The organism is Mesorhizobium sp. LCM 4577 (assembly GCF_001854795.2).
Classification (GTDB): Bacteria; Pseudomonadota; Alphaproteobacteria; order Rhizobiales; family Rhizobiaceae; genus Mesorhizobium; species Mesorhizobium plurifarium.
Map to the genome: position 1 here is coordinate 218,749 of NZ_MDDU01000001.1, position 20,204 is coordinate 238,952.

The following is a 20,204-nucleotide window of genomic DNA, read 5'->3' on the forward strand; positions in this document are numbered from 1 at the left end:
CCCCTCAATCCCCCATCTTAAGCGCCTGGATAAACGCCTCCTGCGGGATATCCACCTTGCCGAACTGGCGCATCCGCTTCTTGCCCTCTTTCTGCTTGTCGAGCAGCTTGCGCTTGCGGGTCACGTCGCCGCCGTAGCATTTGGCGGTGACGTCCTTGCGCAGCGCCGAGACGGTCTCGCGGGCGATGATGCGGCCGCCGATGGCGGCCTGGATCGGGATCTTGAAGAGATGCTGCGGGATCAGCTCCTTCAGCTTCTCGCACATGGCGCGGCCGCGCTTTTCGGCGGCCGAGCGGTGCACCAGCATCGAGAGCGCGTCGACCGGCTCGTCATTGACCAGGATCGACATCTTCACCAGGTCGCCCTCGCGATAGTCGGTCAAATGATAGTCGAAGGAGGCGTAGCCCTTGGAGATCGACTTCAGCCGGTCGTAGAAATCGAACACCACTTCGTTGAGCGGCAGGTCGTAGGTCAGCATGGCGCGTTTGCCGACATAGGAGAGATCGGCCTGGATGCCGCGCCTGTCCTGGCAAAGCTTCAGGATGCCGCCGAGATAGTCGTCGGGCGTCAGGATCGTGGCGCGGATCCACGGCTCCTCGATCGAGGCGATCTTGACCACGTCGGGCATGTCGGCCGGGTTGTGCAGCTCCTTCACCGTGCCGTCGATGAGGTTCATGCGGTAGACGACGGATGGCGCCGTGGCGATGAGGTCGAGGTTGAACTCGCGCTCCAGCCGCTCCTGGATGATCTCCAGATGCAAAAGCCCGAGAAAGCCGCAGCGGAAGCCGAAGCCGAGCGCGGCGGAGGTTTCCATCTCGAAGGAGAAGCTGGCGTCGTTGAGGCGCAATTTRCCGACGGCGGCGCGCAGGTCCTCGAAATCGGCGGCGTCGACCGGGAACAGGCCGCAGAACACAACCGGCTGCGCCGGCTTGAAGCCGGGCAGCGCCTTTTGCGTCGGGCGGCGGTCCTCGGTGATGGTGTCGCCGACGCGGGTGTCGGCCACTTCCTTGATCGAGCCGGTGAAGAAGCCGAACTCGCCGGGGCCGAGCTCGTCGACATTGACGCGGGCCGGCTTGAAGACGCCGGTACGCTCGACGAGATATTTCGCGCCGGTGCCCATCATGCGGATGGTCTGGCCCTTCTTCATCACGCCGTCGATGATGCGCACCAGCACGATGACGCCGAGATAGGCGTCGTACCAGCTGTCGACCAGCATGGCCTTCAAGGGCGCGTTGATGTCGCCCTCGCGCGGCGGCGGCAGCTGGTGGACGATCRCCTCCAGCACGTCCGGTACGCCAAGCCCGGTCTTGGCCGAGATCAGCACGGCGTTGGAGGCGTCGAGGCCGATCACCTCCTCCACCTGCTCGCGGATGCGCTCGGGCTCGGCCGCCGGCAGGTCGACCTTGTTCAGCACCACGACGATCTCGTGGTTGTTGTCGATGGCCTGGTAGACATTGGCGAGCGTCTGCGCCTCGACGCCCTGGGAAGCGTCGACCACCAGCAGCGAGCCCTCGCAGGCGGCGAGCGAACGCGACACCTCATAGGCGAAGTCGACATGCCCGGGCGTGTCGATGAGGTTCAGCACGTAATCCTCGCCGTTCTTGGCGCGGTAGTTGAGCCTCACCGTCTGGGCCTTGATGGTGATGCCGCGCTCGCGCTCGATATCCATCGAGTCCAGCACCTGCTCCTTCATGTCGCGCTCCTCCAGCGCGCCGGTGAGCTGGATCAGCCGGTCGGCAAGCGTGGATTTGCCATGGTCGATATGGGCGACGATGGAGAAATTGCGGATGTGGTCGAGCGGCGTCGTCATGCGGCGCGCTTTAGCAGGGGCGGGGGAAGCGGGCAAGCGGCGGGGGTTAGCTGATCTCCCCCCTTGCGGGGGAGATGGCCGGCAGGCCAGAGGGGGTGTGACGGATCGCGGCGTTGATTCCATGGTTTTCGAGCTTTTCAGGGCCAGGGGAATGTCCGGGCGTGGGTGCTCGTGTCGGTTGAATGTCGGCGGGACAGCACCCCCCTCTGCCCTGCCGGGCGTCTCCCCCGCAAGGGGGGAGATCGGCTGTACTTCACGTCCCGCTCACGAAATATTCAAAACCGCTTAAATATTCATGCACCGCTTTGGCGCATGCTTCGCGCCCGACCAACTTGCTGCCCAAGACGACGAAGGCCTGAAATGTCCCGTTCCGCTCGAAAGTTCAGCCTGGCCGCGGTGGCCAGCCCGTTGAGGCGATTTCTCGCCCGCCGCGACGGCTCGATGATGCCGATGATGGTGCTGCTGACGATCCCCCTGGTGGCGGCAGTCGGCTTTTCGGTCGACTACACCTCGGCGGTGACGACGCGAAGCGACATGCAGAACGCGCTCGATGCCGCGATCATCTCGATCACCACGCTGCCGACCACGACATCGCTGTCCGACCGCCAGACGGCGCTGCAGCAGGCCTATGCGGCCAATAGCGGGCAGGGCACGGCGACGCTGACCGGCGTCAATGTCGATGCTGCYGGCACGGCGACCTTCACCGCCAAGGCGGGCTACCTGATGCCGACCGACTTTATGCAGGTCGCCCGTATCGACACGGTGCCGGTCGGCGTCGGCTCGTCGGTGCGCAAGACGCCGGCGCTGGTGCAGACCACCTTCAGGGTGACGAAGGTGTCGGGCTACTGGGCAAAGACCATGATCCTGTGGGGCACCAAGTTCGGCGATACCACCGCCCAGAAGCTGATGACGATCACCTATGCCTATAATGGCTATGGCGATCCGAAGGGCTACGGCACCACGACCGTGAACACGGTCAACGGCTCCACCTCCACCACGGTGCAGAAGCAGGCCTGCACCACCGGCACGCGGAAGAGCCTGCAGAAATCCGTGCCGGCCGGAACGGCGATCCAGACCGACCAGTACGGCACGACCTATTACTGCGTCGATACCTTCTATCCCGCCAATGGCGCCGGCGCGGTGATCGACGTCAGCCAGATGGATCAGCTCTATCTCGAGATGGACGTGCCGTCGGGCAAACCAGCCGTGCTCAAATCGAACGATCCCACCACCTCGAACCGCCTCTTCATCGGCACCAGCCCGACCAACCTGGCCGAAGTGGCGACCGGCCAGAAGGTCGACATCTTCACCGCCGTCCCCTGCGGCCAGGCCGGCTACCAGGGCTGGGAAGACGGCGGCTCGCCCGTGCCGGAAGCCTATACCGACGCCGACTTCTTCTACACCGTGCAAGGCAAATGCGACTACAACCAGCGCCCGTCGGAGACGGTGCTGACGCAGTGACGGCGCCTCTCCTTCCCCCCTTGTGGGGGGAAGGTGGCCGCGAAGCGGCCGGATGAGGGGTGTTCCAGCGGAGTGAGGCGTTGGCGTTCCCTGGAGCACCCCTCATCCGTCTCGGCGCTGCGCGCCGAGCCACCTTCTCCCACAAGGGGAGAAGGGAGAACTCCCACATCACAAACCGGTGAAGCTGTAACGAACCCCTCCACCCCGGCGAAATCGGAGCATGACCCGCTACGGAGATTGCTTCCCATGACCGGATTGAAGACAAGCCTGCTCGCCGGCGCGATGTTTGCCGCCACGCTCGGCGCCGCGTTCGCACAGCCGCTGACCGTGGTCGAGCTGTTCACCAGCCAGGGCTGCTCGTCCTGCCCCCCGGCCAACGCCAACCTGATCAAGGTCAAGGACCAGCCGGGCGTCCTGGCGCTGTCGTTCAACGTCACCTATTGGGACTATCTCGGCTGGAAGGACACGTTCGGCCGCAAGGAATTCACCGACCGCCAGGTAACCTACGAGCCATCGCTCGGCCGTGACGGACCGTTCACGCCGCAAGTGGTGGTGAACGGCAGAAGCGACGGCGTGGGCGCGGCTCCCGGCGAGATCCAGAAGCTGATCGCCAAGAGTCTGATCAACAAGGGAGGCGGCCGCACCCAGGGGCCGGAGCTTTCGCTCGGCCACGGCAAGGTCAGCATCGGCGCCGGCAAGGCGCCGGGCGGCGGCGCCGACATCTGGCTGGTTCGCTACACGAGAGGCGTCGTCGAGGTGCCGGTGGCGCGCGGCGAAAACACCGGCCGCACGCTGCCGCACGCCAATGTCGTGCATGCGCTCACCAAGCTCGGCAGCTGGAACGGCGCGGCCACCACGCTGCCGCTGCCGGCGGCCTCGGGCGGCTTGAGCACTGCAGTGCTGGTGCAGGCGCCTGGCGGCGGACCGATCCTGGCCGCCGCCGCCAACTGATTTTTCACCCCTTTCGCGCGGCGCCGCAGAAGGCGGCAACGCATCACCTGGCTCGCAGTCGCGCGCCATAACCCAAGGAGTACGACCCATGACCAAGTTCCTCACGCTTCCGGCGCTGGCCTTCGCGCTTTCCGCCTCGGTCTTCGTTGCCGGCGCCCGCGCCGACGACGCGACCAACGCGATGAAGCCCGCCAACGCGATGGCGACCGACGCCATGAAGCCGGCGACGGACGCGATGAAGCCGGCCGACGCCATGAAGCCCGACGCGATGAGCACCGAGGCGATGAAGCCGGCAACGGATGCGATGAAGCCGGCGGATGCGATGAAGCCGGCAACCGACGCGATGAAGCCGGCGGATAGCACCGCTCAGTGAGGTGAGCTTGCGATCCGTCGCGTCGCCAGCCTGCGAGGCAATCGCATGGGGCGGCGCAGCCCCCTCTCCGTCTCGGCGCTGCGCGCCGATCCACCTCTCCCCCGCCTTTGGCGGGGGCGAGGAAACGCTCATCGCCGAGGGCGCGGCCTCCGCAAGCCTGGGTTCCTCGCCCCCGCAAAGCGGGGGAGAGGTGGCTCGGCGAAGCCGAGACGGAGAGGGGGAGCGCCGTCGGCGGTTACACGCCGCCGCACGGCAAAGTGAGAACCCCACCAGGGCTTCGATCGTATATATTGGAGCAACAACAGGAGATCAGGACATGAACGGCATCAAGACAAAAGCCGCGCGGCCATTCTTCACCCGCGGCGCGCTCGCAGCGCTTGGTCTCGCGGCGGTCGCCGCGGCCGTCTTCTGGCAGAGCCCGGCGCGCTCGGCCGAGGACGCGGTGGTGATCCCGCCGCCGGCTCTGGACGAGAAGGCGGCGGTCGGCACCGAGAAGGCGATCTTCGCCGGCGGCTGCTTCTGGGGCGTGCAGGGCGTATTCCAGCACGTCAAGGGCGTCAGCAAGGCGGTGTCCGGCTATACCGGCGGCAGCGCCGAGAACGCCGTCTACGAAGTGGTCGRCACCGGCCGCACCGGGCATGYCGAATCCGTCGAGATCACCTACGACCCGTCGAAGGTCACCTACGGCCAGCTGCTGCAGGTCTATTTCTCGGTCGCGCATAACCCCACGCAGCTCAACTACCAGGGGCCGGACCAGGGCACGCAGTACCGTTCGACGATCTTCGCCGAGAATGACGAGCAGAAGAAGGTGGCCGAGAGCTACATCGCCCAGCTCGACAAGGCCAAGGTGTTTTCCAAGCCGATCGTCACCACGCTCGAAACCGGCAAGACCTTTTATCCGGCCGAGGACTACCATCAGGATTTCCTGACGCTGAACCCGACCTATCCCTATATCGTCTACAACGACCTGCCCAAGATCGAGAATCTGAAGTCGCTGTTCCCCAAGCTGTACAGCGAGAAGCCGGTGCTTGTGCTGGCCTCCAGCAAGAGCTGAGAGACCGTTTGGAAATTCTACTCCGGCGGCCATCTGCTGGCGGTTTCTGCGCTTCCGGTGCTCACGGACTGATGTCCGCTCCGCTCCGGTTCTCGAAACCACCACCATATGACTCGCCGGAGCGAATTTCGAAACGTCTCCGGGCCCGGTGGCTTCGTCATCCACGGGCGGAGCAAGGAGCGAAGCGACGCGCGCAGACCCGAGGATCATGCCGTGACTTCGACGCGCCGCAACGGTGCAGAATTCTGCTCCGCTGCACGCTTTGGTCAGCGTCCTGGCATGGATTCCAGGGTCTCCGCGACGCCGCTTCCGCTCCTTGCTCCGCCCTGGAATGACGACGTTCGGGCGGCTTCAGCCAATCCCCGGCGTTTGCGCCGATTTCACGGACAGGAACGGTGAAAATCTGCCCACCGACAAACGGCGTCGCTCGCACTTTTCCTGGAGTGCTCCAGGCCCGTCTGCCGTTTGAACCCATGGCCCCCGAAACCATCCGCCTTTATTTTGCTGGCAAACAAAAACACAGTGTGAAGCAGTTCATAGAATTGTACTTGACACTGCAAAACATTGACACCCGATCTTCTGCCGCCACATAATCGTCGCCGTCACCCTTTTCGAAAATTTTCTTTCAACTGATCCGGGGTTTTGCTCCGGCGCGGTGTTTTGTTGGCTGCATCGATGGGCCCGACATGTCGGCGCCGTATCGGGAGGAACGACAGATGGGGAGGAACGACAGATGGCCGTCGCGATAAAGGTTTCCGTCTACACCAATGGCGACGACGCCTTCGTCGCCTGGGCGCCCAGCGACTTCATCGCCGGATGCCGCGGCTTCCTGCTCGAGCGCGGCCGCAAGGCCGGCGCGAGCGAGAAGATCGAGCCGGTGGAGAACCGCGTCGGCTTCACCAAGGACAAGCCGAAATCCGGCGATCACAGGCCGTCGGACGTCTGGCCGTTCCAGCGCTTCAACTGGACCGACCATGCCGCCGATGTCGGCAATGTCGTGCGCTACCGGGTCACCGCGATGATGAGCGCAGGTCCCGGCAAGCCGCTGACCAAGGGCGTTTCCAGCGACTGGACGGACTGGAAGACGCTTGCGACCGACGCCGGCGGCGGTTTCTCCTGCTACTTCAACCGCGGGCTGGTGCTGTCGCAGTTCGTCGCCCGCTACATGGCCAAGAACAAGCTCTCGCCGGCGGCCTTCAAGAAGAGCCTGCAGACCAATGGCGACGCGAAATTCCGCGCTTTCCTGGAAGGCGATCTCGGCCTGCGCATGGTCGGGCTGACGCAAGGCGCCGGCGACGAATTGCATGCCGCGCTCTACGAGCTCGGCGACGCGACGCTGGAGACGGCGCTGATCGGGCTCGGGCCGCGGCTCCATCTCATCCTCGCCAACGGCTCCGACAAAAAAGGCGACGGCAACAAGGACGCGCGTAAGAACCTCAACGACCATGGCGTCGCGACCATCGACCGGATGCTGAAATCGAAAGGCCTCGGCCACAACAAATTCGTCGTCGTGTCGGAAGACGGCGAGCCGAAGAAGGTGTGGACCGGCAGCACCAACTGGAGCACGACGGGCCTCTGCACGCAGGTCAACAACGGCCTGCTGATCGAGGACGCGGCGGTGGCGGCGCATTTCCGCAAGCATTGGGACCTGCTCAGGGACGCCTCGCCGCCGAAGACCGACCCGGCCAACTTCACGCCGGCGCTGATGGCGGACAACGATGCGCCGAAGACCTTCACGGTCGGCACCGCCAAGACGACCGTGTGGTTTACCCGCACCTCGGACGGCGCCGACATGACGGCGCTGCGCGACGTCATCACCTCGGCCAAGCAGGCGGTGCTGTTTTTGATGTTCACGCCGGGCAAGCAGGGGCTGCACACGCTGGCCGGCCAGCGCGCCCGGAAAAGGGCATGTATGTGCGCGGCGTGGTCTCGACGCTGAGCGCGGACGAGGGCGGCACCGAGCAGAACTTCCTCGACATCGACCTGGTGAGCAGCGACCGCAAATTCACGCCGGACCGCTATGCGGTGGCGCAGCCGCAAGGCCTCGACGCGCCGCTCGGGCCGTGGATCGCCGAGGTTAACCGCCGCACCTTCCTGTCGCAGATCGGCCACGCCATCGTGCACTCGAAGATCCTGGTGACCGACCCGCATTCAGCCGATTGCGTGGTGGTGACCGGCAGCCACAATTTCTCGGCGCCGGCGAGCGAGAAGAACGACGAGAACCTGGTGATCGTGCGCGGCCACGGCAAGCTCGCCGCCGCCTATGCCACCTATGCCATGTCGGTCTACAGCCACTACCGCTACCGCTCCTACATCCGCGAGATGCGAGCCCAGGGCAAGACGCCGTGGAGCTACCTCGACGACGACGATCAATGGCTGAAGACGGAGCTCGGGACCAAGGCGCAGGAGATCGCCTTCTGGACGGCTTGAGTCCCTTCTCCCCGTTTCAACGGGGAGAAGGTGCCCGAAGGGCGGATGAGGGGCAGCGCCGGCGTTTGCGGTTGGCGCGCCTAGGGGATGGATAATCGCATAGGGCGCTCCCCCTCTCCGTCTCGGCTTCGCCGAGCCACCTCTCCCCCGCCTTTGGCGGGGGCGAGGAACCCAAGCTTTCCGAGGCCGCGCCCTTCGCGATTGATATTTCCTCGCCCCACGAAAGTGGGGAGAGGTGGCTCGGCGAAGCCGAGACGGAGAGGGGGCTGGCGCTGACGTAAGCGATTGCACTGCTGCAACCGGGACCTTCAGTCAGGCTTCCACTGTCCAGAACTGTCAGCAGGGCGGCGATTCACGGTTGCACCTTGCGGCATCCGACCTATATCAGATCACCTTTTCCAGCCGGCCGTATTTCAGCATGTCATCCATCATCTCGATCTCCGGTGTCACGAAAACCTATGCCACCGGCTTCAAGGCGCTGAAGGAAATCAATCTCGACATCGAGCGCGGCGAGATATTCGCGCTGCTCGGGCCGAACGGCGCCGGCAAGACGACGCTGATCTCGATCGTTTGCGGCATCGTCAACCGCTCGTCGGGCACGGTCACGGTGGATGGCCACGACATCGGCCGGGATTACCGCGCGGCGCGCAGCCTGATCGGGCTGGTGCCGCAGGAACTGACCATCGACGCCTTCGAGACCGTCTGGGCGACGGTGAACTACAGCCGCGGCCTGTTCGGCAAGGCGCCCAACAAGGACTTCGTCGAGAAGGTGCTGCGCGACCTCTCGCTGTGGGACAAGAAGGATTCCAAGGCGATCACGCTGTCCGGCGGCATGAAACGCCGGCTGATGATCGCCAAGGCGCTGTCGCACGAGCCGCGCGTTTTGTTCCTCGACGAGCCGACGGCCGGCGTCGACGTCGAGCTGCGCCAGGACATGTGGGCGATGGTCAGGCGCCTGCGCGAGGACGGCGTCACCATCATCCTCACCACGCATTACATCGAGGAAGCCGAGGCGATGGCCGACCGTGTCGGCGTCATCAACAAGGGCGAGATCATCCTGGTCGAAGGCAAGGCAGAGCTGATGCGCAAGCTCGGCCGCAAGCAGATGACGCTGGAGCTGCGCGCGCCGCTGTCGGCCGTTCCGGACGGGCTTTCCCGCTATGCATTGGAGCTGTCCGCCGACGGCAACCAGCTCACCTACATCTATGACAACCAGAGCGACCGTCCGGGCGTCGCTTCGCTGATCCGCGACCTCGAGGCCGCCGGAATCCAGTTCCGCGATCTCGACACCAAGAACAGCTCGCTCGAAGAGATCTTCGTCAATCTCCTGAGGCAAGAGCCATGAACCTGCGCGCTGCCCCTAATTTTCGTGCGGCCCCTAATTTTCGCGCAGTATGGGCGATCTACCGGGTGGAGATGGCGCGCGCCTTCCGCACGGTGCTGCAGAGCATCATCTCGCCGGTCATCTCGACCTCGCTTTATTTCGTCGTCTTCGGCTCGGCCATCGGCTCGCGCATCAACGAGATCGACGGCATCGCCTATGGCGCCTTCATCGTGCCGGGCCTGATGATGCTGTCGCTGTTGACGCAGTCGATCTCCAACGCCTCCTTCGCCATCTACTTCCCGAAATTCGTTGGCTCGATCTATGAGCTTCTGTCGGCGCCGGTCTCTTATCTCGAGATCATCATCGCCTATGTCGGCGGTGCCGCGACCAAGTCGATCATGCTCGGCCTGATCATCCTCGCCACCGCGGCGCTGTTCGTGCCGCTGAGGATCGAGCACCCGTTCTGGATGATCGCCTTCCTGGTGCTGACGGCGGTGACCTTCAGCCTGTTCGGCTTCATCATCGGCATCTGGGCGAAGACCTTCGAGCAGCTGCAGCTGGTGCCGCTCCTGATCGTCACGCCGCTCACCTTCCTCGGCGGCAGCTTCTATTCGATCCACATGCTGCCCGGCATTTGGAAGACGGTCACCCTGTTCAACCCGGTCGTCTACCTGATCAGCGGGTTCCGCTGGAGTTTTTACGGCAAGGCCGACGTCTCGGTCGGCGTCAGCCTCGGCATGACGCTGGTGTTTTTGGCGATCTGCATCGCCATCGTCGCCTGGATCTTCAGGACCGGGTATCGGTTGAGGAACTGACGGGACCGACGCTCGTCGTCGCTGTGGTTCCAGGAAAATCCGAAATGCTGGCGGGACAGCACCCCCCTCTGCCCTGCCGGGCATCTCCCCCGCAAGGGGGGAGATCGGATGTTGCCCCGCTTTCGCCAATCGCCGGTGTTGCAGGAAGAGCACGGCCGCCGAAGCTGCCAATCTCCCCCCTTGCGGGGGAGATGTCCGGCAGGACAGAGGGGGGTGTGAAGGATCGCGGCGCCTAGTGATCTTCTCTTGGTAGCTCCGCTCAAATCGCCTTCAGCAGGCGCAGCAGCCCCAGCATCTCCGCGAAAGTCCCTTTGCGGAAGGCGATATAGGTCGGCTCCTCGACCCCGTGGAAGCGGCGTTTGAAGGCTGCCTGGCCCTGCAGGTTGAAGCGCGAGCGGTTGACCCAGGGCGAGTTGTAGGCGCGCTGGAAGGCGCCGCGCCAGAAGCCCGATTCGGCAAAGCCGCTGGGCTCGATGCCGAACAGCGGCGAGAGGCCGAGCGTCACCTCGGAGATGCCTTCCTCGCGAAAACGGTCGACGGCGAATTTGGTCAGGCCGATCTCGGCGTGCGGCGTCGCATCGACCTGCTTGCGCTTGAAGGATGTGGTGTAGCCGATGACCTTGCCGTCCCGGAACAGCGGGTCGAAGTCGAGGATGGCGAGAAGCCGGCCTTCGGGGCTGTGCAGGAGGAAGCGGCGCATGTCGGCGCCGAGCTCTTCGGAAAAGCGGCGGTTGAGGAAGCCCATCTCCCAGCGCTTGATGATGCGCTCCTTGCGCCAGTCGGCGGAAAGCTGGATGATCTCCTCTTGCAGTCCGTCGCCTCTGTCCTCGGCGATGACAAAACCCTTCTTCGTCAGCCAGCGTTCGGAATAGCGCACGGTCTCGTTGCGCTTGCCGGAAAAATCATGTGCCGGCAAAAGCAGCCTGGTGTCGATGCCGAGGCGATTGACCATGTAGCCAAGGCCGGCGAGCACCTTGGCCGTCTCGGCGCCGATCTGGACGAACCATGGTCCGCCGGCGGCTTCGACGAAGCGCTTGATGTAGAACGCGCGATCCGCCGGATCGACCACCGGATCGCCCAGCGCGAAATGGCGGCTCATCTTGGTGCCGAAGGCGATGTAGCCGTCGCCGTCGCTGAAATAGGACAGCTTCTGTTGCACGGCCGTTGAATAGGCGAGCGAGAAATCACCGTAATGGCGCACCAGCGCCAGGCGCTCGTCATCCGTCAACTCGCGCCGCGGCACCTTGGGTGCCACGGCGTCGAGAAGCCTGTCGAAATAGATGCGCAGGGGCGCCATGAGCTCCGCGTGCCAAGAAGTGATGACCTGCCGCCCTCAGGTCGCGAATCGCTGGCGACCGCTGCCGGCCACGTCGCGTCTGCGCGATATAGGGTGCAATTGGCGGCGAATGAAGGGCAAACGTCGCAAAGCGCCGCTATCGCCCATCGGCTGCCGCGACGGAGACGAAAAGATCGGCTTGATATTTCCATGCAATGTTATATATCAAGTTATAGATTTATGGCGGGCCAACCATGGAAGACATTCTTCGATCCCTCGGCTTTCTCTGCCTCGGCAGCCGGATGAAGCGCATAGGCGAGCAATTGCAGGCCGACACGCAGCGCGTGCTCGACCGCCTGGACATGCGCATCCAGTCGAGCCAATACCCGCTGCTCGCCGCGCTCGACAGGCTGGGCCCGCTGCCGGTCGGCGAGCTGGCGCAATCCTTGGGTGTCGCGCAACCGGGCGTGACGCGCAGCGTGGCGCTGCTTGTCGAGCTGGGGCTTGTCGAGGTCAATCCCTCGGAAGAAGACCAGCGGCGCAGGATCGTTTCGCTGAGCCGCGACGGCCGGCGGCTGGTCGACCAGGCGAAGCGCGACATCTGGCCAGGCATCGAAAATGCCGTGGCGGATTTGTGCGCAGATCTTTCCGGGCCGCTGCTCGGCCAGCTTGCGGCAATAGAGGACCGGCTGGCGGCGACGCCGCTCCATCGCCGCGCCGAAAACGCCAGGGTGGTCGCGCCGTGAGACATGTTCTCGACCGCCCTGTGTGGAGCGCGCTTACGACGCGGCAACGGACTTTCGCGGAGGGTGGCGATCTCGCGCGCCGATACCGGCCTTCGATCATCCCGTTCGCCGCCACGGCAACGGACGATTCGGAAAGCCTGCACGCGCTCGGAAGGCTGGTTTCCGCCGGCGAGACCGTCATCCTGGCTCAGGCCGAGAACATTGTCCTGCCGCCGGCGCTTGTGGCGACGATGACCGCTGATGCCGTGCAGATGATTGCCGGGCAAGGCTTGCGGACGGTCGCCGACCATCGGATCGAGCAACTGACGCGGCAGGACGCCGCCGAGATGCTTGCGCTTGCCTCGCTGACGAAGCCTGGCCCGTTCACGCTGGAGGCCTTGAGCCTCGGCGAATTCTGGGGCGTGAAGATCGACGGCAGGCTGGCCGCGATGGCCGGCGAGCGCATGAAGCAGCCCGGCTATTCGGAACTCAGCGGCGTCTGCTCGCATCCGGATTTTCGCGGCGGCGGTCTCGCCCGGTTATTGTCGCTGTTTGTGGCCAACCGCATCGTCGCGCGCGGCGAGGTGCCTTATCTGCACGCCTTTGCCAACAATGCCGCGGCGATAAAGCTCTACGAGTCGATCGGCTTCCGGCTGCGCAGCGGGATGAACATCGCGATGGTTCAGCGGGCGGGATGAGACGCGGGGTCGGGGAGGCTCCGCCAATCCCCGACGCCAAGTCCTTGTCCGCAGGCTAAACCGCGATCTTGCCGCCGCCCTGCTTCGTAATCGCAACCACCGACGGCCGCACCGGCATGTCCGGCTTGAAGTCCGGCCAGCGGGTCGAGGGATCCTCGTAATAGGACGGGCGGCCGAACCCTTCCCAGTCCTCGCCGCCGTCGCCCGGATGCTGGACGGCGACGAAAGCCGTCTGGTCGTCAGGCGAAAACAGCGGGCCGCACATTTCGGCACCGATCGGCACGCGGAAGAACAGTTTTGAGGTCGCCCGCGCCGCTCCTTCCGTATCGACCGCCCAGAGGCCGTCCGTGCGGCCGGTTGCCTTCGGCCCCTGACCGTCGGTGGCGACCCACAGGCGCCCGGCGGAATCGACGGCGCAATTGTCCGGCATGCCGAACCAGCCATGCGCGGTGGTCGCGGTCGAGAAGGTGGCGCCGACATCGGCAACGGAAGGATCGCCGCATTTCAACAGCACTTCCCACTTGCCCTTGGTGCCAGCGAAGTCGCCGCCGTCCTCGACGATCTCGATGATGTGGCCGAAGGCATTCTCGGCGCGCGGGTTGGCGGCGTCGACCTGATCGGCCTTGCGCTTGGAATTGTTGGTCAGCATGACATAGACCTTGCCGTTGCCGGCATTGGGCTGGATGTCCTCCGGCCGGTCCATCTTGGTCGCGCCGAGCAGGTCGGCGGCGCGCCGCGTCTCGATCAGCACATCGGCCTGGGACGCAAAGCCGTTCTCCGCCGTCAGCGGGCCTTGCCCGAACACGATCGGCATCCATTCGACCGAACCGTCCTCGGCGAACTTCGCCACATGAAGCGTGCCGTCGTCGAGCAGGTTCATGTTGGCCGCGCGGTCATCGGCATTGAACTTACCGGCGGTGACGAATTTGTAGACATAGTCGAAGCGCTCGTCGTCGCCGAGATAGAAGACGACGCGGCCGTCCTTGGCGACGATCGATTCCGCGCCCTCATGCTTGAAGCGGCCCATGGCGGTGCGCTTCCTCGGCACCGAAGCCGGATCGTTGACGTCGACCTCGACGATCCAGCCGAACCGGTTCGGCTCGTTCGGCTCCTTGGCGAGGTTGAAGCGATCGTAATGCGCGCCCCATTCATAGGCGCCTTCCGGGATGCCGAGGCGCTTGTAGTTGGCGGCTTCCTTGTGGCCCTCGGGCAATTCGCCCGAGAAATAGCCGTGGATGTTTTCCTCGGCCATCACATAGGTGCCCCAGGGCGTGACGCCGCCGGCGCAATTGTTGAGGGTGCCGATGACCTTGGCGCCGGACGGATCGGCATTGGTCTTGACGCGGTCGTGACCGGCAACCGGGCCGGAGAGCGCCATCTCCGTGGTCGACATGATGCGGCGGTTGAGCTTGCCGTCGCGCACCACCTGCCATTTGCCGTCCTGCTTGCGGATCTCGACGATGGTGCCGCCATGCGCGGCCATCTCGACATCGACCTGCTCCTTCGAGAGCGGCGCCACCTCGGCGGCCTTCTTGCCGTCCTTCTCGACGATCGAAACGATGCCCGGGAACATCAGATGCGGGTTGGTGTATTCGTGGTTGACGACCAAAAGGCCATGTTCGGCGGAGCCGTCGATCGGGATATAGCCGACATAGTCGTTGTTGTAGCCGAACTGCCTGGCCTGGGCCTCAGCCGACTGCTTCAGCGGATCGAACTCGGGTGAATCGGCAAACAGCGGATCGCCCCAGGGCAGCAGCACGTCGGCATCGTAGCCCGGCGCGACATGGTGCTTGTCGTCGATGCCGGCCTCGAGCTCGTCGAACTTGAAGGCCGAAGCCTCGGCGGCGCGCGCCTCGTCGGCGGCGATCAGCGCCAGCGGGCTGACGGTGGCGGCGATGGCCGAGACGGCCAGCGAACCCATGAGAAAACCACGGCGCGAGAAGCGCGCGGCGATGATCTCACCCATTGTGCGGTTGTCGGTCGGGTTGACGGGCGGGCCGTCATTGTCCTCGAGCTGGCTGCTGCGGAAACGGGTCTCAGGGGTCGCGGTCATGGTGTTCCTCTGGCTTCTTGAGGTGGCTGGGATTTGACCTTTCGACCCCTAAAGCGCGCCGATCACATTTTCGTGACATCGCTTCGGCATAGCCCTCGGCGGTTGGCGAAGCCGTCGATGTCGGCCCCTTTCTCCTCGTACCGTGGCCAACTATGCACACATCTTCTGTTAGTGGCGTGACTGATCGGGCCGCCGCTCGATTGCCACGTGGTTCCCCCAATCCGTCGCTGCTTCGCAGCGCCACCTTTCCCCCCTCCGGAGGGAAAGGAAGGGAGCCTTTCCTCTACCCCGTCGATCGGGGGAGAGGTGGCTCGGCGAAGCCGAGACGGAGTGGGGGTCGACGAGCGCTCCATTGGACAATGCATGCGCCAAGCTGCCATGCACGCTATAGTCAAAGACCAGTTGCTCGGGAGAAGGGGGCTTGCCGCAGCCTTCGCCCTTGTCCCCACACCGCCAGCTTGACGGCCTCGTCCGCTTCGGAAACAAGGGCTGCGGCCGGCGTGGCGAACGGCGCTTCCAAAAGGGGATGGCAAGTGAGTTTCTGGGGACTGGCGCAGCTCTGCATTTCGACCGTGATGTTCGTGCTGGCGGCGATGGCGGCCAAGCAATGGGGGTTGGCGCCGAGCCTCGCCAAGCTGCTTTTGACGTTGGCGCTCTATACGGCCGGCAATCTGGTCATGCTGAGGCTGGTGCGCGAATTCGGCATGTCGGTGTCGTTCAGCCTGTCGGCGGTGATCCAGCTTGTCGCGGTCAATGTCGTGGCGCTCGCTTTCTTCGGCGAACGGCTCAATGCCTTGCAGGCGACCGGCATGGTGCTGGCGATCGCCGCCGTCGCCCTGATCACGCTCGGGCCCTATATGCAGCGGCTGTAGCGGGATCAAAGGCTCGCATGAAACCGATCGCCAACGCGCTGCTCAACAAGTTGGAATTTCCGGTGCTGCTGGCCGGGCTGGTGATTGCGGGCGGGCTATGGGGCCTGGTGGAACTGATCGAGCTGGCCCGCGCCACGACCCCGCACGCCTTCGACACGGAAATCCTGCTCGCCTTCCGGCATGCCGGGCAGCCGGATAGTCCGATCGGCCCGTCCTGGCTGGAAGGCGCGGTGCGCGACGTCACCGCGCTCGGCAGCACCGTCGTGCTGGTGCTCATCACGACCGCGACCATCGTCTATCTCCTCTTGATCCGCAGACCTACGACGGCGCTGTTCATGTTCGCGGCGGTGGCGGGCGGGCAAGTGCTCTCCAGCCTGCTCAAGTTCGAGGTCGACCGGCCGCGGCCCGACCTCGTTTCGCATCTCGTCAACGAGACGTCGCTGTCCTTCCCAAGCGGCCACGCGATGCTCTCGGCCGTGACCTATCTGACGCTTGGCTCATTGGCCGCGCGCTTCCTGCCGGACCGCAGGACGAAGATCTTCGTGCTCGGCCTCGCCGTGCTCACCACCGTGCTGGTCGGCACCAGCCGCGTCTATCTCGGCGTGCACTGGCCCTCCGACGTGCTTGCCGGCTGGTGCGCGGGCTTTGCCTGGGCCATGCTGTGCTGGCTTGCGGCGCGCTTGCTGCAACGGCGCAAAGTGGTGGCCGACAGCGACTAGGTGATGGCAAAAGCGTATAAAATGATGCTTGAGGCATTGTAATATCTACAATACACATCTTTCGTGGATTCAGGGACAGGTTCTGGCCGATGATCACTGCCGCACAGATGCGCGCCGCGCGGGCGTTGACAGGCATCGACCAGAAGACGCTCGCCGAGCGCGCCGGGGTCTCGCTGCCGACGATCCAGCGCATGGAAGCGAGCGGCGGCGTCGTCCGGGGCGTGGTCGACACCCTGATGAAGGTCATCCAGGCGCTCGACGAGGCGGGTGTCGAGTTGATCGGCGAGAACCAGGCCAGCGAGCGCGGCGGCAGGGGCGTGCGCCTCAAGGCAACCCCGGCGCAGAACCCGCAAGGCTAGAGCGTTTTCGCCGTTTCACGGAAACGGTGAAACGCCCTATCTGGTTGTTTTTACGCAATTCCGGACGGAAAACCGCTCACGCTTTTCCTGGAATTGCTCTGAGCGGCGTCACTCACATCGCCGCTTCGATCGGTTCAGCAAGCTTTGGATTGGCGCGCGCGGCGATCAGGCATCCGGCGACGATAAGGCCTGCCCCCGCCAGCGTGGTCCAGGCCACCTTCTCGCCGAAGAAGAACCAGCCAAGCGCGATCGCCCAGATGAAGGCCGAGTATTCGGTCGGGATCAGATATTGCGCTTCGRCACGCGCATAGGACCAGCTCATCAGGAATTGTCCGGCRAGCGAAAGCAGCGCCACCCCGGCCAAGGGAAGCCAGAGATCGCTCGGCAGCGCGATCGCGAGCCACGGTGCTGCGAGGCCGAGGATGATCGCGACGAAGAGGTTCTGGAACAGCATGATCTCGACCGGCCTGGCCAGCAGCGCCTGTTGCCGGGAGAGGATCAGATTGTAGGCATAGAACACTGTCGATACGAGCACCGCGGCCGTGCCGAGCAGGGCATCCTGCGAATGGCTTGCCGCCCCGAACTGGCCGGCCAGGATGATCGCGACGCCCGCCATGCCGGCCAGCGACGCCCAGACCGCCTGCCGCCTTATGCGTTCGCCCAGCAGCAATGCGGCGAGGAAAAGCGCAAACAGCGGCGCGACGAAGCTCAACCCGATCGCCTCGGCGATCGGCAGCCTGGCCAGGCCCCAGAAGAACAAGACCAGGACGACGCCGACGATCCCGGCCCGCAGCGCATGCAGGCCCAGCACCGGAAGGGCGGGCTTCGAACGTGACCCCGCCGACCATGCCGCGCCCGCGACCAAGGTGGCAACCACGCTCCGCCACAACAGCGTGTTGTAGACGCCGACCGCGATGGCGAGCGACTTCATGGCCGCGTCCATCCCGGACAGCAGGAAGATCGCCAGCGCGCATATGAGCACGGGGATCGTCGGGGCGCCGGTCAGGTTTGGTGTCTTCGCGGCTTCGCTCATTGCGGCCGGATATCCCGGTGCGGACGGCGCAACCAGATGGCAGCGCCGCCGATGTGACGGTCCAAGCGCGATCGGGGGCGGCGACAAATTTCGCCTTGCCGCTGCAGTGCCGAGATCCGAGACGCTGGCGGGACAGCACCCCCTCYGTCCTGCCGGACATCTCCCCCGCAAGGGGGGAGATCAAATGTCGCGTAGGCTTTCGCCAATCGCCAACGTCGTAAAAGGGTGCCGTCGGCGAAACTGCCAATCTCCCCCCTTGCGGGGGAGATGCCCGGCAGGGCAGAGGGGGGTGTGAAGGATCGCGGCGCTATTCACTTCGGCCTGGCTCAATCCAGCGTCAGCGCCACGACCTCCCCTTCGCCCATCAGCGGCACGAAGATCTTTTCACCATCCGTGCCTATATCGGCGCTGCCCGGCTTGAACTGCGCCACGGCCGTCGGCGCGCCGCCGGGCTTGTAGCTGTAGAGCGTGCCGGTCATGTAGGCGGTGGCGTAGATGGTTTCGCCCATGGCGATGACGCCGTCGAGGTCGGCGAAGTTTTGAGCGCCCGGCAGCGGCGTGACCTTCTTCGTGGCAAGATCGACCGACAGCAGGCCGCCAGGTTTGGCGGTGCTGAAATCGGTCTTGTTGATGCCCGCGCCCCAGGAGGCGACGATCAGCCTGTCGCCATCGGCGAACACGCCGTTGGGCGAGGCGAGCAGCGCATCCTTGACGAACGGCTCCGGCCTGTCGCCGTCGATGCGGTAGATCGTGTCGGCCAGCATGTCGCTGACATAGACCTTGCCCGCGCTGTCCTCAGTCATATCGTTGAGGAACACCGCGCCGGGCACATCGATGGTCTCGACCAGTCTGCCGCTGGCAAGATCGACGACGCGGACCTTGGTGATGTCGGCGGCGTAGAGCCTATCTTCGGAAATTGCCATGCCCTTGGGCGCGTCCATGCCGTCTACCCAGTGGCGGGCGATGATCTTGCCGTCCATCGACAGGAGCGACAGGTAGCCATTGCCGTCCGCCGCGCCGGGATTGCCGACGATGTTCGAGACGACGATGCGGTTATGGGCGGCATCGACAAGCGCCGATTCCGGCTGCTCGAAACCGGTGGCGCGCCAGAGCTCGCCGGCCTGCGCGGCCGGAGCCGCCGCTATGCCGGCGACGGCGATGACGGTCGAAGCTATGAAGGTCTTCATGATGCTCTCCTGTGGTGATGGGGGAGAGCTAGATTTTTCGATACTTTTCGGAAAGATGGATCGACGCTAGTATCAAAAACCGATACGAATTCGCGCGAATGAGGTGCATTCCATGAACGGGCCGATCTTCGAGGCGCTGAAACGGACGCTGAAGGCCAAGGGCCTGACCTACCGGACGCTGGCCGAGCGCATGGGTGTTTCCGAGCCGACGGTGAAGCGCATCTTCCATGAGCGAAACTGCAAGCTCGACCGGCTGATGGAGATCTGCGCAGCGGCCGATGTCGAGCTGGAGAACGTGCTCGGCGCGATGAATCGCGGGCCGGGTCCCGCCAACCGCGTCTCGCCCGAGATCGAGCGCCGCTTGGCGGCGCGGCCGGCGCTGCTCTTCGTCTTCATCATGCTGTCGGAGAAATTCACGGCCGAAGGCATCATGCGCTCGCAAGGTCTGAGCGAGGCCTCGATGTTCCTCTATCTGCGCGACCTCGAGGAGCTGGGCCTTGTGGCGCTGGGGCGCGGCCTGTCGGCGAGGCTGCTGGTCGACACGCCGATCCAGTGGGATTTCGAGGGGCCGCTGAAGCCGCATTTCGAGATGACCAACAAGAACTTCGTCGGCTGGGCGCTCGGCCATATGGAAGAGGGCGCGACCTTCATCAGCTTTTCCAGGCGCATGCGGCCGCAAACCGCGGAGATGCTGCGCCGCGAAGCCGAGGACCTCGCCGAACGCGCCAGGCTGCTTGCGCATCACGACCAGCACACCACGCCCGAGGATCAGTTGGTCGGCTACAAATGGACCTTTGCCTTCGGCGCAACGCCGTTTCCGGCGATCATGCCGATCGGGCCGCACCCGAGGGATGCGGGTGCAAGGGCGGCGAAGGAAAGACGGGCGCTGCCGGCGTAGCTCCTCCTTCTCCCCTTGTTGTGGGAGAAGGTGGATCGGCGCGCAGCGCCGAGACGGATGAGGGGTGTTCCAGCTTGGCCGAAGCGCTCGTCCAAAACCGCAATCGCCAACGCCTCATTCCCTGGAGCACCCCTCATCCGGCCGCTTCGCGGCCACCTTCTCCCGC

19 protein-coding genes are annotated in these 20,204 nt (G+C 64.6%); 14 read left to right on the forward strand and 5 right to left on the reverse strand.

Annotated elements, in window-relative coordinates; all coding sequences use genetic code 11:
* Positions 1 to 4 precede the first annotated feature (4 nt).
* Positions 5 to 1,810, reverse strand: a complete 1,806-nt coding sequence (lepA, locus tag LCM4577_RS01070) for a translation elongation factor 4 (protein ID WP_071069115.1) — start codon at positions 1,808 to 1,810, stop codon at positions 5 to 7.
* A gap of 360 nt (positions 1,811 to 2,170) precedes the next feature.
* On the opposite strand from lepA, the gene LCM4577_RS01075 reads away from it, so the two are divergent.
* From LCM4577_RS01075 to LCM4577_RS01110, 8 genes are all read left to right on the forward strand, one after another.
* Positions 2,171 to 3,271 carry a TadE/TadG family type IV pilus assembly protein gene (locus tag LCM4577_RS01075; RefSeq protein ID WP_244508189.1) on the forward strand — a complete coding sequence of 367 codons (1,101 nt, stop codon included), beginning with the start codon at positions 2,171 to 2,173 and terminating at the stop codon, positions 3,269 to 3,271.
* Between the two features lie 246 nt (positions 3,272 to 3,517).
* Positions 3,518 to 4,222 carry a thioredoxin family protein gene (locus tag LCM4577_RS01080; RefSeq protein ID WP_071069117.1) on the forward strand — a complete coding sequence of 235 codons (705 nt, stop codon included), beginning with the start codon at positions 3,518 to 3,520 and terminating at the stop codon, positions 4,220 to 4,222.
* 88 nt (positions 4,223 to 4,310) lie between these two features.
* Entirely contained in the window at positions 4,311 to 4,595 is a 285-nt protein-coding gene (locus LCM4577_RS01085; protein ID WP_071031779.1) for a hypothetical protein, read from the forward strand.
* Between the two features lie 316 nt (positions 4,596 to 4,911).
* Positions 4,912 to 5,649 (forward strand): peptide-methionine (S)-S-oxide reductase MsrA, encoded by a 738-nt coding sequence (gene msrA, locus LCM4577_RS01090; protein ID WP_071069119.1) that lies wholly within the window; start codon positions 4,912 to 4,914, stop codon positions 5,647 to 5,649.
* 733 nt (positions 5,650 to 6,382) lie between these two features.
* Positions 6,383 to 7,588, forward strand: a complete 1,206-nt coding sequence (locus LCM4577_RS01095; protein WP_071069121.1) for a phospholipase D-like domain-containing protein — start codon at positions 6,383 to 6,385, stop codon at positions 7,586 to 7,588.
* Entirely contained in the window at positions 7,558 to 8,079 is a 522-nt protein-coding gene (locus tag LCM4577_RS01100; protein WP_071031782.1) for a phospholipase D-like domain-containing protein, read from the forward strand. The genes LCM4577_RS01095 and LCM4577_RS01100 overlap by 31 nt, the downstream gene beginning before the upstream one ends.
* 418 nt (positions 8,080 to 8,497) lie before the next feature.
* Positions 8,498 to 9,424: an ABC transporter ATP-binding protein gene (locus tag LCM4577_RS01105; protein WP_071069842.1), complete on the forward strand. Its 927-nt coding sequence runs from the start codon at positions 8,498 to 8,500 to the stop codon at positions 9,422 to 9,424.
* Entirely contained in the window at positions 9,421 to 10,218 is a 798-nt protein-coding gene (locus LCM4577_RS01110) for an ABC transporter permease (protein WP_052468974.1), read from the forward strand. The genes LCM4577_RS01105 and LCM4577_RS01110 overlap by 4 nt, the downstream gene beginning before the upstream one ends.
* A gap of 259 nt (positions 10,219 to 10,477) precedes the next feature.
* On the opposite strand, the gene LCM4577_RS01115 is transcribed toward LCM4577_RS01110, so the two are convergent.
* Positions 10,478 to 11,515 (reverse strand): phosphatidylglycerol lysyltransferase domain-containing protein, encoded by a 1,038-nt coding sequence (locus LCM4577_RS01115; protein WP_041012305.1) that lies wholly within the window; start codon positions 11,513 to 11,515, stop codon positions 10,478 to 10,480.
* Between the two features lie 233 nt (positions 11,516 to 11,748).
* Here LCM4577_RS01115 and LCM4577_RS01120 point away from each other — a divergent pair, with 233 nt between their 5' ends.
* The gene (locus LCM4577_RS01120; protein WP_071069123.1) at positions 11,749 to 12,240 is read left to right on the forward strand and encodes a MarR family winged helix-turn-helix transcriptional regulator; all 492 of its coding nucleotides are present in this window, start codon (positions 11,749 to 11,751) and stop codon (positions 12,238 to 12,240) included.
* Positions 12,237 to 12,917, forward strand: a complete 681-nt coding sequence (locus tag LCM4577_RS01125) for a GNAT family N-acetyltransferase (RefSeq protein WP_071069125.1) — start codon at positions 12,237 to 12,239, stop codon at positions 12,915 to 12,917. Before LCM4577_RS01120 ends, LCM4577_RS01125 begins: the two co-directional genes overlap by 4 nt.
* Before the next feature lie 55 nt (positions 12,918 to 12,972).
* Here LCM4577_RS01125 and LCM4577_RS01130 read toward each other — a convergent pair whose 3' ends face one another.
* Entirely contained in the window at positions 12,973 to 14,970 is a 1,998-nt protein-coding gene (locus LCM4577_RS01130; RefSeq protein ID WP_071069127.1) for a PhoX family phosphatase, read from the reverse strand.
* Between the two features lie 533 nt (positions 14,971 to 15,503).
* On the opposite strand from LCM4577_RS01130, the gene LCM4577_RS01135 reads away from it, so the two are divergent.
* The 3 genes from LCM4577_RS01135 to LCM4577_RS01145 all read left to right on the forward strand — a co-directional run bounded on the left by LCM4577_RS01135 (position 15,504) and on the right by LCM4577_RS01145 (position 16,920).
* The gene (locus LCM4577_RS01135; protein ID WP_040984852.1) at positions 15,504 to 15,842 is read left to right on the forward strand and encodes a hypothetical protein; all 339 of its coding nucleotides are present in this window, start codon (positions 15,504 to 15,506) and stop codon (positions 15,840 to 15,842) included.
* Positions 15,843 to 15,859: 17 nt separating this feature from the next.
* Positions 15,860 to 16,561 (forward strand): phosphatase PAP2 family protein, encoded by a 702-nt coding sequence (locus LCM4577_RS01140; protein ID WP_071069129.1) that lies wholly within the window; start codon positions 15,860 to 15,862, stop codon positions 16,559 to 16,561.
* Between the two features lie 89 nt (positions 16,562 to 16,650).
* Entirely contained in the window at positions 16,651 to 16,920 is a 270-nt protein-coding gene (locus LCM4577_RS01145; RefSeq protein ID WP_040984856.1) for a helix-turn-helix domain-containing protein, read from the forward strand.
* Positions 16,921 to 17,032: 112 nt separating this feature from the next.
* Here LCM4577_RS01145 and LCM4577_RS01150 read toward each other — a convergent pair whose 3' ends face one another.
* Entirely contained in the window at positions 17,033 to 17,953 is a 921-nt protein-coding gene (locus LCM4577_RS01150; protein ID WP_071069131.1) for a DMT family transporter, read from the reverse strand.
* Between the two features lie 326 nt (positions 17,954 to 18,279).
* Entirely contained in the window at positions 18,280 to 19,140 is an 861-nt protein-coding gene (locus LCM4577_RS01155; RefSeq protein ID WP_071031790.1) for an SMP-30/gluconolactonase/LRE family protein, read from the reverse strand.
* 112 nt (positions 19,141 to 19,252) lie between these two features.
* On the opposite strand from LCM4577_RS01155, the gene LCM4577_RS01160 reads away from it, so the two are divergent.
* Positions 19,253 to 20,038 carry a helix-turn-helix transcriptional regulator gene (locus LCM4577_RS01160; protein WP_071031791.1) on the forward strand — a complete coding sequence of 262 codons (786 nt, stop codon included), beginning with the start codon at positions 19,253 to 19,255 and terminating at the stop codon, positions 20,036 to 20,038.
* The last annotated feature ends 166 nt before the right edge of the window (positions 20,039 to 20,204 follow it).

Bases quoted from the DNA above. Each gene is read 5' to 3' on its own strand.
- LCM4577_RS01145 (WP_040984856.1), top strand. From the start codon at position 16,651: ATGATCACTGCCGCACAGATGCGCGCCGCGCGGGCGTTGACAGGCATC.
- LCM4577_RS01155 (WP_071031790.1), bottom strand. From the start codon at position 19,140: ATGAAGACCTTCATAGCTTCGACCGTCATCGCCGTCGCCGGCATAGCG.
- LCM4577_RS01080 (WP_071069117.1), top strand. From the start codon at position 3,518: ATGACCGGATTGAAGACAAGCCTGCTCGCCGGCGCGATGTTTGCCGCC.
- LCM4577_RS01110 (WP_052468974.1), top strand. From the start codon at position 9,421: ATGAACCTGCGCGCTGCCCCTAATTTTCGTGCGGCCCCTAATTTTCGC.
- LCM4577_RS01085 (WP_071031779.1), top strand. From the start codon at position 4,311: ATGACCAAGTTCCTCACGCTTCCGGCGCTGGCCTTCGCGCTTTCCGCC.
- LCM4577_RS01095 (WP_071069121.1), top strand. From the start codon at position 6,383: ATGGCCGTCGCGATAAAGGTTTCCGTCTACACCAATGGCGACGACGCC.
- LCM4577_RS01130 (WP_071069127.1), bottom strand. From the start codon at position 14,970: ATGACCGCGACCCCTGAGACCCGTTTCCGCAGCAGCCAGCTCGAGGAC.
- LCM4577_RS01115 (WP_041012305.1), bottom strand. From the start codon at position 11,515: ATGGCGCCCCTGCGCATCTATTTCGACAGGCTTCTCGACGCCGTGGCA.
- LCM4577_RS01160 (WP_071031791.1), top strand. From the start codon at position 19,253: ATGAACGGGCCGATCTTCGAGGCGCTGAAACGGACGCTGAAGGCCAAG.
- LCM4577_RS01120 (WP_071069123.1), top strand. From the start codon at position 11,749: ATGGAAGACATTCTTCGATCCCTCGGCTTTCTCTGCCTCGGCAGCCGG.
- LCM4577_RS01100 (WP_071031782.1), top strand. From the start codon at position 7,558: ATGTATGTGCGCGGCGTGGTCTCGACGCTGAGCGCGGACGAGGGCGGC.
- LCM4577_RS01140 (WP_071069129.1), top strand. From the start codon at position 15,860: ATGAAACCGATCGCCAACGCGCTGCTCAACAAGTTGGAATTTCCGGTG.
- LCM4577_RS01105 (WP_071069842.1), top strand. From the start codon at position 8,498: ATGTCATCCATCATCTCGATCTCCGGTGTCACGAAAACCTATGCCACC.